Annotated in this window: 18 protein-coding genes and 2 riboswitches; of the genes, 14 read left to right on the forward strand and 4 right to left on the reverse strand. The window is 45.3% G+C overall.

All coding sequences use genetic code 11. The features are described from left to right. Window positions 1-131: 131 nt before the first annotated feature. Entirely contained in the window at window positions 132-830 is a 699-nt protein-coding gene (locus QUA33_RS05185; RefSeq protein WP_333147036.1) for a Uma2 family endonuclease, read from the reverse strand. A gap of 174 nt (window positions 831-1,004) precedes the next feature. Further along, window positions 1,005-1,151: riboswitch (cobalamin riboswitch) on the forward strand. Window positions 1,152-1,212: 61 nt separating this feature from the next. Here QUA33_RS05185 and QUA33_RS05190 point away from each other — a divergent pair. The 9 genes from QUA33_RS05190 to QUA33_RS05230 all read left to right on the forward strand — a co-directional run bounded on the left by QUA33_RS05190 (window position 1,213) and on the right by QUA33_RS05230 (window position 9,652). After that, a complete protein-coding gene (locus tag QUA33_RS05190; protein ID WP_333147165.1) occupies window positions 1,213-1,932 on the forward strand; it encodes an energy-coupling factor ABC transporter permease in 720 nt (239 codons plus the stop codon). 3 nt (window positions 1,933-1,935) lie between these two features. Further along, window positions 1,936-2,268 carry an energy-coupling factor ABC transporter substrate-binding protein gene (locus QUA33_RS05195; RefSeq protein WP_333037829.1) on the forward strand — a complete coding sequence of 111 codons (333 nt, stop codon included), beginning with the start codon at window positions 1,936-1,938 and terminating at the stop codon, window positions 2,266-2,268. After that, on the forward strand, window positions 2,265-3,065 hold the full coding sequence (cbiQ, locus tag QUA33_RS05200; protein WP_333147037.1) for a cobalt ECF transporter T component CbiQ: 801 nt from the start codon (window positions 2,265-2,267) through the stop codon (window positions 3,063-3,065). The genes QUA33_RS05195 and cbiQ overlap by 4 nt, the downstream gene beginning before the upstream one ends. A gap of 251 nt (window positions 3,066-3,316) precedes the next feature. After that, window positions 3,317-4,390 (forward strand): DUF2207 domain-containing protein, encoded by a 1,074-nt coding sequence (locus QUA33_RS05205; protein ID WP_333147039.1) that lies wholly within the window; start codon window positions 3,317-3,319, stop codon window positions 4,388-4,390. Between the two features lie 295 nt (window positions 4,391-4,685). Next, entirely contained in the window at window positions 4,686-6,119 is a 1,434-nt protein-coding gene (locus QUA33_RS05210; RefSeq protein WP_333147041.1) for an ABC transporter substrate-binding protein, read from the forward strand. A gap of 239 nt (window positions 6,120-6,358) precedes the next feature. Then, complete coding sequence (locus QUA33_RS05215) at window positions 6,359-6,937, forward strand: Uma2 family endonuclease (protein WP_333147043.1); 579 nt, start codon at window positions 6,359-6,361, stop codon at window positions 6,935-6,937. A 38-nt stretch (window positions 6,938-6,975) separates the two neighbouring features. Beyond that, window positions 6,976-7,120, forward strand: a riboswitch (cobalamin riboswitch). Window positions 7,121-7,274: 154 nt separating this feature from the next. Next, window positions 7,275-7,715, forward strand: coding sequence for a hypothetical protein (locus tag QUA33_RS05220; RefSeq protein WP_333147045.1), 441 nt, complete (start codon window positions 7,275-7,277; stop codon window positions 7,713-7,715). Between the two features lie 19 nt (window positions 7,716-7,734). Beyond that, window positions 7,735-8,601 carry a methyltransferase domain-containing protein gene (locus QUA33_RS05225; protein WP_333147046.1) on the forward strand — a complete coding sequence of 289 codons (867 nt, stop codon included), beginning with the start codon at window positions 7,735-7,737 and terminating at the stop codon, window positions 8,599-8,601. 202 nt (window positions 8,602-8,803) lie between these two features. Then, window positions 8,804-9,652: an ABC transporter ATP-binding protein gene (locus QUA33_RS05230; RefSeq protein ID WP_333147049.1), complete on the forward strand. Its 849-nt coding sequence runs from the start codon at window positions 8,804-8,806 to the stop codon at window positions 9,650-9,652. Window positions 9,653-9,862: 210 nt separating this feature from the next. Here the strand turns inward: QUA33_RS05230 and QUA33_RS05235 are convergent, their stop codons facing one another. Continuing rightward, window positions 9,863-10,564, reverse strand: a complete 702-nt coding sequence (locus tag QUA33_RS05235; RefSeq protein WP_445243220.1) for a diacylglycerol/polyprenol kinase family protein — start codon at window positions 10,562-10,564, stop codon at window positions 9,863-9,865. A gap of 174 nt (window positions 10,565-10,738) precedes the next feature. Between QUA33_RS05235 and QUA33_RS05240 the strand changes: the two genes are divergently transcribed. The 4 genes from QUA33_RS05240 (at window position 10,739) to QUA33_RS05255 (ending at window position 12,153) form a co-directional block, all read left to right on the forward strand. Further along, the gene (locus QUA33_RS05240; RefSeq protein ID WP_333147051.1) at window positions 10,739-10,930 is read left to right on the forward strand and encodes a hypothetical protein; all 192 of its coding nucleotides are present in this window, start codon (window positions 10,739-10,741) and stop codon (window positions 10,928-10,930) included. Beyond that, window positions 10,923-11,201: a type II toxin-antitoxin system PemK/MazF family toxin gene (locus QUA33_RS05245; RefSeq protein ID WP_333147053.1), complete on the forward strand. Its 279-nt coding sequence runs from the start codon at window positions 10,923-10,925 to the stop codon at window positions 11,199-11,201. Before QUA33_RS05240 ends, QUA33_RS05245 begins: the two co-directional genes overlap by 8 nt. Before the next feature lie 110 nt (window positions 11,202-11,311). After that, window positions 11,312-11,593: an antibiotic biosynthesis monooxygenase gene (locus tag QUA33_RS05250; RefSeq protein WP_333147055.1), complete on the forward strand. Its 282-nt coding sequence runs from the start codon at window positions 11,312-11,314 to the stop codon at window positions 11,591-11,593. A gap of 53 nt (window positions 11,594-11,646) precedes the next feature. Next, window positions 11,647-12,153 (forward strand): DinB family protein, encoded by a 507-nt coding sequence (locus QUA33_RS05255; RefSeq protein ID WP_333095372.1) that lies wholly within the window; start codon window positions 11,647-11,649, stop codon window positions 12,151-12,153. A gap of 232 nt (window positions 12,154-12,385) precedes the next feature. Here the strand turns inward: QUA33_RS05255 and QUA33_RS05260 are convergent, their stop codons facing one another. Together QUA33_RS05260 and QUA33_RS05265 are read right to left on the reverse strand one after the other, a co-directional pair. Further along, window positions 12,386-13,342, reverse strand: a complete 957-nt coding sequence (locus tag QUA33_RS05260; protein WP_333147169.1) for a glycosyltransferase — start codon at window positions 13,340-13,342, stop codon at window positions 12,386-12,388. Between the two features lie 173 nt (window positions 13,343-13,515). Continuing rightward, window positions 13,516-13,986, reverse strand: coding sequence for a tetratricopeptide repeat protein (locus tag QUA33_RS05265; RefSeq protein WP_333095374.1), 471 nt, complete (start codon window positions 13,984-13,986; stop codon window positions 13,516-13,518). A gap of 76 nt (window positions 13,987-14,062) precedes the next feature. On the opposite strand from QUA33_RS05265, the gene QUA33_RS05270 reads away from it, so the two are divergent. Next, entirely contained in the window at window positions 14,063-15,406 is a 1,344-nt protein-coding gene (locus QUA33_RS05270) for a glycosyltransferase family 4 protein (RefSeq protein ID WP_333147057.1), read from the forward strand. Window positions 15,407-15,408: the final 2 nt, after the last annotated feature.

The following is a 15,408-nucleotide window of genomic DNA, read 5'->3' on the forward strand; positions in this document are numbered from 1 at the left end:
ATATTCACACATTCCTGGATGCAGCAACCGGGTTTTTTCCTGAAAATCTTTCGTTGAGGACGATCGATCTCGGTTGCAAAACCCGGTTTCTGAGCGTCTAGAGTCGGTCAGTCTGGTACTCTTGATTGCCATCAGCTCAAATTATCAGGATCTATCCCCAACTCTCGCAATCGCTGAGCTAGTCGCTCGGCGCGCTGCGATTCCTGTTGAGCGCGCTGCGCTGATTCTTTCACCTGTTCTTCAGGAGTCAGATAACGTTTTCCATCGGCATCGTACCAATACAACCACTCCCTTGTCACCCCAGAATAACTTCCCCTTTCACAACCAATCCCCAAACTAATCTCTGGCATCCAAACTGGATTTCCTGACTGTAACTCGTACTTCCCATTGACTAACTTGTGTACTTCCAAATGAGGTTTACGACGGCGGCGGGAAGAATAAATGACGTAATAAAGTACGCCTAAAGCTTGATAAGTCTCCAATTTTGTGCTGTATTCCTTGCGATAAGTTGGGGAAACAACTTCTAGCACGAAAAGTGGCATGACATTTTCATCCCACAGCACGTAACTGGGGCGCAATTCTTCGTCGTAAAATCGTTCTACTCCTAAACTTAAGAAAGCATCTGGGACAATGGGCGGTTCGTCAGGGTGATGATAAATACCCATATCTATGCCAAAAAACCAGTCCATGCGTTCTGACCAAAGTAGGAGCAATATTGCTTTTAACAACCCTGGTATTAGCTCTTGCAGTTCGTTATCCACAGGCGTTTCATCCGAGTCTGGTAGTTCATCGGCGGAGGGCAAGTTCCTCGGCAAGTTGTACTGTAACATTGCGGCTTTCCTCAAAACTCACTAATATTATACCGTTGATTTGTTGAGCGATAGTATTTATTGAACGAACCGCGAAGACGCGAAGGAAGAGAAGAGAAGATGATAGGTAATTTTGACTTAGTTAATCTGAAGTAATTTTTGTAAAAGATTTGCTGAGACTTACACGATCGACTAAACTATGTCTAACGAGTCGGTTCTAATGGGGAGCAGCCGTTAGAGGAAACGGGGAAAGTTCGGTGCAAGTCCGGCGCTGTCCCGCAACTGTAATGAGAGTCATGTCGCTTTCTGAGTCAGGATGCCCGCCGATGTGTTAATTTACATAGTCTCATCTGCGAGGTTCAGCGTGAAGACCAGAAATCGGAAATTGGTCAGCTTGGGATTGATGGCTGGCTTGAGTTGTTATATTGTCCTGGGTTCGGCAACGCCCGCCGCAGCTATGCACATTTCGGAAGGTTTTTTGCCGGTGCAATGGGCTGCATTTTGGTGGATTGTGGCGTTGCCTTTTTTTGCCTTTGGGTTGCGATCGATTACTCGCATTACAAAAGAACACCCGGAACTTAAACTATTGCTTGCTTTGGCGGGTGCGTTTACTTTTGTGCTTTCTGCTTTAAAAATTCCCTCGGTAACGGGCAGTTGTTCTCACCCGACGGGTACGGGTTTGGGGGCAATTTTGTTCGGCCCTTCGGTGATGGCTGTACTGGGGGCTTTAGTCCTGTTGTTTCAAACGTTACTGTTAGCGCATGGTGGGTTGACAACGCTGGGAGCGAATATGTTTTCGATGGCGATTGTCGGCCCTTTCGCTGCCTATTTTATCTATCAATTGCTGTTGCGAACTGGTAGCCAGCGGGCGGCAATTTTTTGTGCGGCGGCTTTTGCAGATTTACTGACTTATGTGACGACTTCGATTCAATTAGCCTTAGCTTTTCCGGCTGCCAGTGGCGGTTTTATGGCTTCGTTTATCAAGTTTGTTGGCATCTTTGCTATCACTCAAGTACCCCTGGCTATCAGTGAGGGATTGCTGACTCTATTGGTCTGGAATTGGCTGCATTCTTACGGGAAGCCGGAGTTGGAAACTTTGAAATTATTGAGACAGGAGTCATAAGCCGTGAATCAAAAACCTACAAAAAATTACCAATCTACTTCGCGGCAAAATTGGCTGTTGGCTGGCGCTGTGATTGTTCTGGCAGCATTTCCTCTCGTTTTTGTGCGGGGTGAATACGGCGGTTCGGATGACCAAGCTAAGAAAGCAATTACCGAAATTCAACCGGGTTATAAACCTTGGTTCAATCATTTGTTTGAGCCTGCTAGCGGAGAAATTGCCAGTCTATTGTTTGCGTCTCAAGCGGCGATGGGGGCTGGCGTAGTTGGATACGTCATTGGGTTGTATAAAGGCCGATCGCAATCTCGGCAGCAGTCTGATAATAAATCGTCGGAATGAACCATCAGATTGACAGTCTGGCTTATACAAATCGCTTGCGCGGGTTGCCGCCAACTCACAAGTTATCGTTTGCGATCGCCCTTTTAATTCTATCTCTCGTTTCTGGGGCGATCGTCCAATTGTCGATCGCCCTTTGGTTGGCCGTCTGGATCGTCGTCTATGCGGGTATTCCGGGGAAACTGTATTTGCGGTTGCTGTCGCTACCGTTGATGTTTTTGCTGACAAGTTTGCCTGCTTTGGCGATGAGTGCGGTTGCGGGCGATCGTATCCCAGCAATTGGGTGGGATATTTGGCAAGGTTGGGGGATTAGCACCGGCACTTTTTATCTCTATGTGAGCCGCACCGGAATATACCAAGTGAGCTTGCTATTTGCCCGCGCCTTCGCATCGACAAGCTGTATGTATTTCATCCTCTTGACGGTTCCATTTACCGAAATCTTGCAGATTCTCAGACAATTACGCTGTCCAGAGTTAGTCACGGAACTGCTATTACTAATGTATCGGTTTATTTTTAGCTTATTGGCGATCGCCGATGAACTTTGGATTGCTCAAAACTCGCGTTGTGGCTACCGCACTTGGAAGCTGGGAATGCACAGTTTAGGTATTTTAATCGGGCAATTGCTTCAGCGAACTTTGGAAAACTACCGTCAAGTTTCGTTGAGTTTAGCGTCGCGCGGCTTTAATGGAAAACTGCAAGTTTGGAATTCTTACCCTTATAAACCTTCGCGAAGATATATATTTGAAGCTTTGTTTGGGTGTACAGTTTTAACTTTGTTAAACGTGCTATTTCAACATTAAATTACTCGTTCCCAGGCTCTGCCTGGTAAGGCAGAACCGGAGGCTCTGCCTCCAATTTCCCTTCGCCACGCGAGGCAGAGCCTCTGGAAATCGGTTCCCAGGCAGAGTCTAGGAGCCAGTCAAATTCATTCCCTACCGGACTGCCGGACTTAATATATGACTTTTATGAACATAATTAATGAATTTCATGAATTTACTTCCAAAGAAATCTGTTGAATAATTGTAGTCAACACTTATCTTGTGGAAATCCTATGATAAATAAACGACTACTCAAAAAAATAGCTTTTTTGTTAATGGCTTCATTAAGCCTATTGTTGGTAACAGTGACTCATGCAGCCGCCCAACAACTACCCTTCTACTGGGAGAATATTAACGTCCTAATCGACGTTCAGACTAACGGAGATATGTTAGTCACTGAAACGCAAAAATATGTGTTCACCGGTGACTACAACACCGAACGATATCGCTATATTCCTTTAGGCAAAGTCGATGAAATCAAAGATGTGACAGTTGCCGAAAATAATCAAAAAATCGCCAGTACGAGCGGGATTGAAAACAATCAACTTTGGATTCGCTGGCAACATCAATTAAAAGCGCCAGAATCACATATTTTTGTTATCAAATATCGGGTAGTAGGTGGATTGCAGCTAGATGGTCAGGATACTCAAGTTTATTGGAAAGCCATTTCATCAGGTCGCAAAGCCCCAATTAATGCCGCAAAAGTTAGAGTAAAATTACCAGAAGCTTTGTCAGGTAAAGTTCTGTTTTTTAGGAACTTTGGTACGCCAGCCATTCCTCGCAAAGTAGATGCTAAAACATTTGAATTTGTGGCAAGTCAGCCTGTTCAACCGCAGCAAGAATTAGAAGTGCAGATCGCATTTCCCCAGCCAATTCTTAATGTACCTCAACCTCGTTGGCAACAAAGTGGCAATCAATCTCAATCTTCTTCGCAAGGGGAAGACCACGACGGCAGTTTTGGGGTACTAATCTTTGTGGTGTTTCCCGGCCTTGTAGCAACTATCTTCTGCATCAGCATCTCCATTAAGGAGGACATCAATAATCGACGCTGCCCTGAGTGCCAAACACTCAAGCTCAAACGGACTTATAAAGTTTTGTTGAAGCCTACATATACCAGTGCGGGAAAGCAGGAATTTACCTGCAACTGTCGAAACTGCTCTTACCGTCACAAGTATGAAGAAGTCATGCCAATCTTGAGGGATAACAATGATGGCGGTGGCGGTGGCGGTGGTGGCGGTGGCGGTGGTGGCGGTGGTGGTGGTGGTGGTGGCGGTGGTGGCGGTGGTGGTGGTGGTGGTGGCGGTTAATATCAACGGGACTTAGGCATCACAATTAAAGAAACCGGGTTTTTACTGAATCTGTGGGCTGTAACGAAGTATTTCGGAAAAAACCCGGTTTCCGATCGCCCGCGCCTCCAGGAATATTGTTGATAATTCTCGTATTTTCGTTAGTTTAGCGGGTCGGATTTGAATAATGGCGATCGCACTTCCTGCAACAGCTATTACAAATATGACTTTTATGAACTTAATTAATGAATTATATGAATTGACGTGAACAGTAGTTTAATGAATAATTACAGTATCAAAATACCGAGAAAAAATTATGTATCAAGATACTAACAAGAAAAGCAGCCCGCCGCCCATTGTTTTTATTATTGCCATCGGCTTAATTGGGTTTGGCGCATACAAGTTCCTTCCCGGTTTATTGAAATCCAAAACTTCAAACACACCTACATCTACATCTACATCGACAACGAGCGCACCCGGAACGATAGGCAATCGCATCAGTTTGGGAAATCAGCTATTGGTGACATCCCAAACAACAGCAGCAAAACAAGCAGGCGTTAAAGCTTTTGTCAACGGAGATTACCAAGCAGCCGTCAAAAATTTTCAGGATTCGCTGCAACAAAATCGCAACGATCCCGAAACCATTATTTATTTGAATAATGCCATTATTTATTTGAATAAGACCACAGCCAGCAATAGTTCTCCCTTAAAAATTGCTGTCAGTGTCCCCATTGGTAGTAACCCCAATGTCGCCCAAGAAATCCTCCGAGGTGTCGCCCAAGCTCAGGATGAAGTCAATAATAGCGGTGGCATCAACGGTGCAAAACTGCAAGTAGAAATTGTAAACGATGACAACAGTCCCGAAGTGGTCAGAGATGTTGCAAAAGCATTAACAAACGATGCAAGTATACTAGCAGTAATTGGACACAATGCTAGCAACGCATCTCTGGAAGCTGCTCCGATATATCAGCAAGAAAAACTGGTAATGGTGACACCGACGAGCTTTGCCAATAATCTATCAGGATTTGGCAGCTACATCTTTCGGACAGTACCCAATATTAGTTTAATGGCTGCTCCCTTAGCAGAATATGTAGTTAAAACAGAACGCACAACTAATATTGCCGTTTGTTATGACTCCCAAGCACCGGATAACATATCATTTAAAGATGAATTTGTGGCATCTCTTACTGCTGCTGGCGGCAAATTAGTTCCTACTGTTTGCGACTTTTCATTACCCTCTTTTAATCCCGAAAGTGCCCTGGCCGATGCTGTCAGCAAAGGTGCACAAGGATTGATGGTAGCGCCCCACATCGATCGCATTGACCGTGCGATTTCTCTGGCTCGCATGAATCGAGGCAAATTGCCACTCTACGGCAGCACTACGCTCTACACCTTTCAAACTTTAAAAGACGGACAAAAAGACATTGACGGGCTTGTTTTGCCCGTTCCCTGGCATCCTGAAGCTAATCCCAACAATCCATTTCCTAAAAATGCCAGTCAGCGTTGGGGAGGCATTGTGAATTGGCGAACAGCAACGAGTTTTGATGCGACTCAAGCTGTCATCGCTGGCTTGCGGCAAAGCAATACGCGGGAAGGGTTGCAACAAGCACTCAGAAATGCGAGTTTTTCGGCAGCAGGATCGAGCGAGGATGTGAAGTTTTTGCCCACGGGCGATCGGGCTGGTAAGCCGATTTTAGTGCAAGTTAAACAAGGAGGAAGCACTGGCTATAACTTTGTCCCGCTGCGGTAACTTTGTTAAGTGCGATCGCACGGGCGGGCAAGATACCCACCCCACAAGAAAATTCAATCTTTGTGGAACAGGCCGGAAAGCCTGTTCTTGATGCCAAACTCACGCCCCACCAGAAAATTCCCTCTTTGTGGAACAGGCATCTTGCCTGTTTCTTAGCATGATTAAAATCTACTTTTCTGTTAAATTAGCTAAATTTTTAAGATAAAATGAAATGAGTAGATTAAAGGAGAGCGTTGTGTATGATCGCGCAAGTTGAAAGCAAAACCTACACGGCTGAGGAATATCTAGAATTGGAAATCAATTCTCAGGATCGGCATGAATTTATCAATGGGGAGATTGTTCTGATGGCTGGTGGCGCACCGGATCACAATGAAATTACCACTAATTTAGTTGTTGCGCTGAAACTGGCATTAAAAGGGAAACCATATCGGACTTTTAGTTCGGATCAGCGGCTTTGGGTTCCGCAGCTTAATAATTATACTTACCCGGATGTGATGGTGGTATCGCGCCCGATCGAGCTGCAATCTGGACGGACGGATACAATTACCAATCCGCTGCTAATTGCTGAGGTGCTGTCTAAAGGTACCAAAGCTTATGACCGTGATGAAAAGTTTGCTGCCTATCGCAGTATTCCTAGTTTTCAGGAGTATTTATTAATCGACCAATATCGGCTACAGGTGGAGCAATATTCTAAAACTGATGCGAATAAGTGGATTTTTTCGGAATATAGCTGTATGGGCGATCGGCTGAGTTTAACATCTATTCCTGTGGAAATTTCGCTTGCCGATTTGTATGAAAATATTGAGTTTGAGCAATAGGCGGACGCTTTTTTGTCAAATATCCCAAATAGTGGTAATATTCCCGTATATCGATCGGCTCTGATGAAAAACACACATCAGACGCAAGGGGGAAAGTTCGGTGCGAATCCGGCGCTGTCCCGCAACTGTAATGAGATCGTTGGATCTCTGAGTCAGGATGCCCGCCGATTTGTTTACCTGTTGTTTTTCATCTGCGAGGTATAGATGATGGTGAGTTTATTATTTTTTTTTATTGGATTGGGGTTTTTTAACCGCAGAGATGAGCAGATAAACACACATGGAAGCTGATGTAATTCGCTCTGGGTTCTGAAGCGTATATTATTTTAATGGAAAAGAAATGCGAATCGAAGATAGTGTTTGGCAGGGTAGTTTTGGCTACTGGCAAAACTTGTTTATTCATCAGAATATTTTGTCGATCGGACATACTGCTTGGAATGGCTTTTTGCATCGAGGACGAGGCTTGGTTGCTTGCAAAATCAATACTCCCATTAACGGCTCGGTGAATTGGAGCGTAGATACTATAAAGTACGATCTGCACTTTATTTCCGACTTGGAGGCAACCGTTTATTTGCAACAACTAGAAATAGAGCAAAATACTGTTTCAAATCTGCTCCAAATCATTGCTAGGTACGAACCCAAGGAAGCAATTATATTTTTGTCGATCGCCAACGGTCAGATTGATATCAATTTGTTGCAAAACTTGGCAATTTCTCCTGTTGAGTGCTATGAACAAGTATGCAAGCGCTGGGAAGAATTTCAACTCTGCCCTAAATCCTAAAACTTACTAAATTTTCCGAATGCCGCAGCCAAAATCAATCGAAATTTCCAAGGTAACTCGCTACCAAAATGCAGCGCTTAATTACTATTTGGGCCTGACAGATTCGCCCTACCTTCACTACGGCTATTGGGAAACCCTACCTGTGCCCGCTGACGAACTAACGATCGCACGATTGCGCCTGGCTCAGCAAGCTTATACTGTAAAACTGTTGGATGCGATCCCCAAAGGCACTCATACGATACTCGATGTGGGCTGTGGGATTGGCGGAAATGCGGCTTATTTGCTCGATCGAGGTTTTGCAGTCGAAGGGCTCGCACCCGATCCGTTTCAACAGCAGCGCTTTCTTAAGTGTACTGGCGATCGGGCAATCTTCCACCTCACGAGGTTTGAAGACTTCAAAGCAACCAATTTCTACGATCTTATTCTCTTTAGCGAAAGTAGCCAGTATATGTCGGCTGTTGATATTGCTAACGGTGCCGCCAAAATCCTCAATCCGGGTGGTTATGTTTTGCTGGCAGATATGCTGCGATCTGATGCTAATTATAAAGAGGGAATGTTCTCTAATTGTCATGTTGTTACGGAACTTCATGCAGCCTTAAAGCAGGCTGGATTTACTTTAGTCAAAACTGAGGATATTTCCGCCCATATTTTGCCAACAATCGATTTGTATGTCGATACTTTTCGCAGGTATGGACTAAATACAATGCTTTATGTTGCCGATTTAATCGCGATCACAGTTCCGCCAGTCCACAAATTCCTGCGCTGGGTATTTCGTCGCTGGTTCAAAAAGCTGGTGGTTGAAGGATTGGAGGCGGGCCAACTTTTTGAGAAACATCTCTGTTATGAAATGCAACTTTGGCAGTTGTCAAAATCCGATCGAGGTTGACACAAATATAGCAATCCTAAATCATTGGTGAATTTTTTACTTCCTCCCCTTGATAAGGGGAGGGTTGGGGTGGGGTAAAAAGTTGACTACTCCTGCAAGGATTGCTATACAATGGAAATCGGTAATCGGTAATTGGAGGCATAGCCTCCGGGTATTTATTCTCAGGCAGAGCCTGGGAACAAGGCTATAAAAAATAACGAATATGTCTGAATGGATTCTCGAATTCGATCGCACTTCCTACTCCTATCCCTGCGGTTCGCGAGTGGCAATTCAGGGTTTAAATCTCAAAGTCCCCGCTGGGAAACGGTGCGGGCTGATCGGTCAAAATGGCTGCGGCAAAACTACCTTTTTTTTGTTAGCAAATGGCTTATATCAACCGCAACAGGGAATCATTAGCTGGCAAGGTGAACCCTTTCGCTACGATCGCAAATCCTTGATGCAACTGCGCCAACAAATCGGACTCGTCTTTCAAAATCCCGAACATCAATTAGTAGCTTCGACGGTAGAAGAAGATATTTCCTATGGATTGTACAATTTAGGCTTAAGAGAATCCGAAATTGCTCAACAGGTGCAGGAGGCGATCGAACAATTCGATCTAAGCGAACTCGCCCGCGAACCAATTCACAATCTCAGTTTGGGCCAGAAAAAGCGGGTTTCCATCGCCGATATCATGGTTCTGGAGCCCAAACTGCTGCTGTTAGATGAACCTACCGCTTATCTCGACCCGCGTCACACCCGACAACTGATCGGTTTACTTCAACAAATTCACAGCGCTGGAACCACCATCCTTTTAGCAAGTCACGACCTCGATTTCATCTACCGCTGGGCTGATTGGGTGTTTGTAATGGATCGAGGACAACTGATTTTAGAAGGAACACCGGAAACCGTTTTTGCTCAGCGGGATGTGTTGGAACAATTGCAGCTTGGTGTACCGCTGGCGATCGAGCTTATGGAGCAAATCAGAGGGATGTTTCCAACAGACGATCGCTCAAAAATCCCCACTTTCGAGCAATGGCAACAACAAATTTTACAAGCACGTCGGCTGCTTTAACGAGACTTAGACAATTGATAATTGGCGTTGCTGATTCTGGCGTATGAATCACCTTTTCGCTTGAAGTTACAAAACTCACCCTCAAGCGGGCTTATAGCAATTGCGAAATCTTGAATTCATACCTATATTCAGCAACGCCGTTTATAGCAATTGCGAAATCTTGAATTCATACCTGTATCCAGCAACGCCCCCCGTGGGGGTAAGTTCAGATTACACATTACCAATTAGCCAAAATTGATTTAGGAAAAAGGCGATCGCCCCACTGCCGATCGGCACAGTGAGATTGTCAATTCCCAGCTTGGAAACCGACTCCAAAGTAGCAGCAGCCAAAGCTACAACAGCAGACACAGCCCAAGTTTGCCAAATATTGCCTTGAACCGCCAGCAAAATCAAACTGCTAACAGCAAAACTCACCAAATACATAGTTGCAGAACCTTCCCAACTTTTCTGAATTCCCCCAACTCGATAAATATGTTTGCCGTATTTCTGGCCGATGACAGCAGCCAATCCGTCGCCCCAAGTCATGACTAAAATGCCCAAAGCAGCGTATTCCTGATGTTGCAGCGGCCAAAACCAAGCTACGAGAACGCTGATACTAACAGCATAGAAAAAAGTCCCCAAACTCTTCCGGTTGATACTGTTAAGACTGGGCAAAATCGGAACTTGGTAAGAAATTAGGGCGATCGCACCTGCTAAAACCCCCGCCGAAATCCCCACCCAACCGGGTATTTCCAGCCACCACGCCAGCAAAATCACATTTCCAGTACCGATATGCACCACCTTCCGCGATACTTCAGGATCGACAGAAGTAAAGCGATTTAACCCTTCAGCTACCAGTAAAATCAAACCCAACCAGACTCCCACGAGGGAAATTTGCAACCACACAGTCGGAATTTCAGAAAATATAGACACGATATTTAGGAAAAACTTATTTACATCAGGCACTGTTTACTACTTTAGTGGAAAGCGCGATCGAGGTTATAACCCCGCAGGCTTAAAGTGCTGCGGGGAGCTGGGTGTTATGTCTTTTTAGATGGTTCTATTTAAAACCTGTGCTATGCTATAAGCAAGTCTAGGGAAAAAGCTATGACTATTTTAGTAGAAGAACTTTTGAATACCTTTGAGCGATTAACAGACTCAGAGCGGTTAGATTTGGTATTGGAAATTTTGAGACGGACTGTTTATTTAGACTTTCCTCCCCTTTCTGATGAGGATTTAGTTCTGAATGCTGAGGGACTTTTTCTCGAGTTAGATGAGGAAGAATCCCTATATGAATAGCCCCGATGGTGGTGAAATCTGGTTAGTCGATCTAGGTTATATTGCGAAAGTCAGACCATGTTTGGTCGTGAGCATTCCTGCTTTAAATCAAGACCAGGCATTAGCGACTCTAGTGCCACATACAACAAGTCTACGCGGCTCAAGATTTGAGGTGAAAGTCAAAAATAAGTTCCTCCGAGAAGGAGTATTTGACGTACAAAATATGATTACAATCCCTCATGCAAAGCTTCTACGCAAATTGGGAAGTCTGACATCCGATAAAATGCTCTAAGTAGAAGATGTAATACTCTTGTGGTTGGGATTTAAAGAGGAAAATGCTGAGGAAAAAGAGGAGTAAATCGAACCCTTGAAGTTTTGAGAGGCTCATAGAATCTGATTACTATGCAGTATGTCTTAATTATTCATGAAGTAGAAAATTATGAAGCTTGGAAACAGGTATTCTATCGTGCTGAAAGCATCCGAAAAGAAGCTGGCGAGCGCTCCTATCAGGTCTTGAAGTATGACAACGATCCGAACAAAATTGTTCATTTCTCCGCGTGGACATCAATCGCAGATGCTAGGGCGTTTTTTGAGTCGCCTAGACTGGTTAAAATTAGAGAAGAAGCAGGAGTTAAAGCTCCTGAGTTTATTTATCTAGACCAATTAGAGTCAGGAGTTTTGTGAAAGACCTATTTGTATAATGTAAGTTGTTTAAACTATGTAGTTAAGTTTTGAGTATGTACGACGGTAGCTACTACCAGCTAATGGCCGAGTACAATTGCTGGATGAATCAAAATCTATATTCGGTGTGCTCGGCAATTCCTGATGAACAGCGCAAACAGGATATGGGTGCCTTTTTTAAGTCGATTCATGGCACTTTGAATCACTTACTGTATGGGGACAAAGCATGGATGGGGCGTTTCACTCTTCACCCATTTTCTGTTACCGCTATCGGTCAAGAACTTTATGCTGACTTTGAGGTTTTGAGAGCAGAACGGGAGACAACGGATCGGCAAATTATAGAATGGTCTACACACCTTAATTCTGACTGGTTGAGTCAACCGTTTGAGTACACCAGCAATGTAGATGGTAAATGCCGCGTGCTACCGACTTGGGTTCTGGTGACACATATGTTCAATCATCAAACTCACCATAGAGGGCAAATTACCACACTACTCAAACAACTTGGCTACGACCCAGGCGTTACAGATATTCCGTGGCTACCCGCTATATCAATCGGATAATTTCTGCTTGTAAAGCGACACGCCAGAAAACTCGGCGGTTAAAACCTCGTCTACACTTGCCCCTCGTCCCAGCAGAGGGGGACTCAAGAAAATCAAGAATTTAAACTTGTTTCGATGGGTTTTGTCTGTATAAACGTGATTTTAACCCCCGACTTTTCAACCCTTGCCTTGTGAGTTTTGTGTGTATAGACGCGGTTTCAACCGCCGCGTATTCTGTAGAAATCCTACGCCTTCACAACTCCCCTTTTACCAACTCCCGCACCGCAGCAAAAGCCCTCCTCCGCCACTCGACGGGCAGCAGCGACAATCCCAAACCAGCCCACATTTTCGCCGCAGAAACAGACTTTCCAGCCCGTACCATCAGGCGCCCTTTTTGAGTTTCACCCACCTCAATCAGCCGCAAACCTAGCGCTAATTGAGTTTCGGCAATCCTTTTGAGCCTGACTGTTTCCAAGTTCTCGGAATCAAATTCATAGCCGATCAAATAGCGCAATTTATCGCTTAAATACGGAATTGCCCGATCGACTCCTTGCTGTCCTGCATGAACTCGATACTCCATCAACAGCTCCGGCAAGTAATAGCACTTTTTGCCAGCAATCGCAAGTCTCACAAACAAATCGTTATCTTCGCAATTTTGCAAATTGGGTCGCAGAAATCCGACTTCTTCCAGGGCGCGGCGCCGAAACAAAGTCGCCCCTATTTGCAAACTCTGTCTCAGAAAAACTGTGGAGAGCAAATCTTCAATAATTCCCGCCGACAACTCGGTGCGGCCCCACCGCTGCGAATTGAGTTTCGTCTGCTTTTCGTCAATATAATTGTTAATGTCGATCACCCAGTGATCGGTACTGACAAAATCGATGCTGGGGTCTTTATCTAAAATAGCAGATGTGCGCTCTAGAAATTGCGCGCTCAGGCGATCGTCATCGTCAAACTTGATAAAATACTCACCCCTTGCTGCCGCAAAGCCCGATCGCATATTATTACTCTTGCCGATATTCTGCGGGTGGCGGATGTAGCGAATCCCGCGATCGACAAATTCCGACATCAACAGAGGAGTGCTGTCAGTAGAACCGTCATCACAGATAATTAATTCAAAATCTGTATAAGTTTGATCTAGCACGCTGGCGATCGCACAAGCCAGCAGATGCACTCGATTGTAAGTAGGAATGCAAACGCTAATTTTCGGCACTAACTTAGACAATTTGAGATTTGAGATTTAAGATTGCAAAAAAATCCTGAAACCATTGATTTTCTTCCTTCTTCCTCCTTCCGACGGACATCGGACTGACATCCGTTACATCCGTTACATCCCGTACATTGCTCGTTGCCTAACTTTCTTCTTCCTTCACTCCACAGTTAATTTTAAGTCAAACGAGCCGTACATTCGAGAATTAACTTTTGATTCACCAAAGCAAAAGGCTGAATTTCCAAAGCGCGACGAAAAGCTTGAATAGCATTTATGTATTCTCCCAAGGCAGCGTAGCACAAACCCAGACCGTGCAACGCCCCAAAATGCACCGGGTTCAGTTTGAGGACGATTTGGCAGTCGTCGATCGACTTTTTATAATTTCCTTGGGTATAGTGAAGTACGGCGCGTCGGTTCCAAGCTTCCGCAAAATCCGGCGCTTCCGCAATCAGTTTCGTCAGCAAATCCAAAGCGTGGTGAACATCGCCTGCATCTAACGAAACTTGCGATCGCCTGAGAATTTGCATCCCATAGTCACCCTTCTGGTTAAACCAAGTGCGCCAGAGTTCTGTAGTTGCCCGATCGCGCACGATTTCGTCGGACTTTTTCAAGTCTTCGAGCAGCGCCTTAACAGATAATTCGTCCATAGGTGCGAAGATTGTTAAAAAGATTTTATCAATCAATCTTATCGCGCAATCGGCAACTTTATTTATCCCACATCCCATGAAGATTTTGATGCTTTCCTCGACTTTTCCTTATCCGCCAAGTCGCGGAGGAACTCAGGTAAGGACGTTTAATTTATTGCAATACTTGAGCCGGCGGCATGATGTAATTCTCGGCACTGTACGATCGCCCGATGTCACCGATGCACAAATCGACACATTGCGCCAGCAAGTTGGAGAATTGGCAGTTTTTCCCCATCCGCAGACACCCCCCCAACCCCCCCTTGCTAAGGGGGGGCTAAGACTCCACCAGGAGACTGAGGAAAGATTTTTACCTCCCCCCCTTAATAAGGGGGGGACTGAGGGGGGGTTCTCTAAAATAATAGGAAAATTCCACAGATTCGGTCGATTTTTGTTGTCCGGGACGCCTCCGAACGTACTCTCCAGCTACTCCCAAGCAATGCAGAAATGGGCAGACGAATTGGTAACAGCAGGCAAATGCGATGCTGTCACCTGCGAACACAGCGTTAATGAGATTTACGTGCGTCCAGAATGGCGGCAAAAAGTGCTGACAGTGGCAAACATTCACAGTTCCGTTTGGGGAACTTGCAGGGAAATGTTAGCCACCGGCACCTCGGAAAAACCCCTGCGCGATCGACTGAATTTACCGCTACTCGCCCGCTACGAAAAACGCTACTGTTCCAAATTCTCCCGCATTGTTGCGACAACATCCACCGACAGAGAACAACTCCTCGAATTACTTTTGCCTCCGGATCGGGTGCGAGGGAAACAAGATTTTTTTGTACCTCCCATAGATGTAATTCCTAACGGCGTGGATTTAACTCAATTTCCGTATCGGTCGATCGATCCGGGAGGACACACCTTAATTTTTGCAGGCGCAATGAACAATTTGCCCAATATTGACGCGGCGCGGTTTCTGAGTTTGCAAATACTGCCGCCTTTGCAGCAGCGCTATCCCGATGCTACCCTCACCTTAGTAGGGGCATCGCCAGTCCCGGAAGTGCTCGCCTTGGGGGAACTTCCCGGAATTCAAGTAGTAGGCCGGGTGCAAAGGGTGGCAGAATATTTGCATCAAGCTGCTGTTTGTGTGGTGCCGATGCGGATAGGTTTTGGGATTAAAAATAAAACTTTGGAGGCGATGGCTGCGGGAACCCCCGTGGTTGCCAGCGATCGAGGTTTGGAGGGTTTAGCCGTCGATGGCGGCCCACAACCGAGAAGGGCCTTGCGGGCGAACAAAGTTCAGGAGTATGTTGAAGCGATCGCCAGTTTGTTTGAAAATCAGCAGCTAAGACAAGAGATCTCTGTCAGCGCTCGATCGCTCGTGGAAAGCCAATACACTTGGGATATCATAGGTCGGCAGTACGATCGGCTATTGCAATTTTAAAC

It is taken from the genome of Microcoleus sp. Pol14D4 (assembly GCF_036701245.1).
In the GTDB taxonomy this organism is placed as follows: domain Bacteria; phylum Cyanobacteriota; class Cyanobacteriia; order Cyanobacteriales; family Microcoleaceae; genus Microcoleus.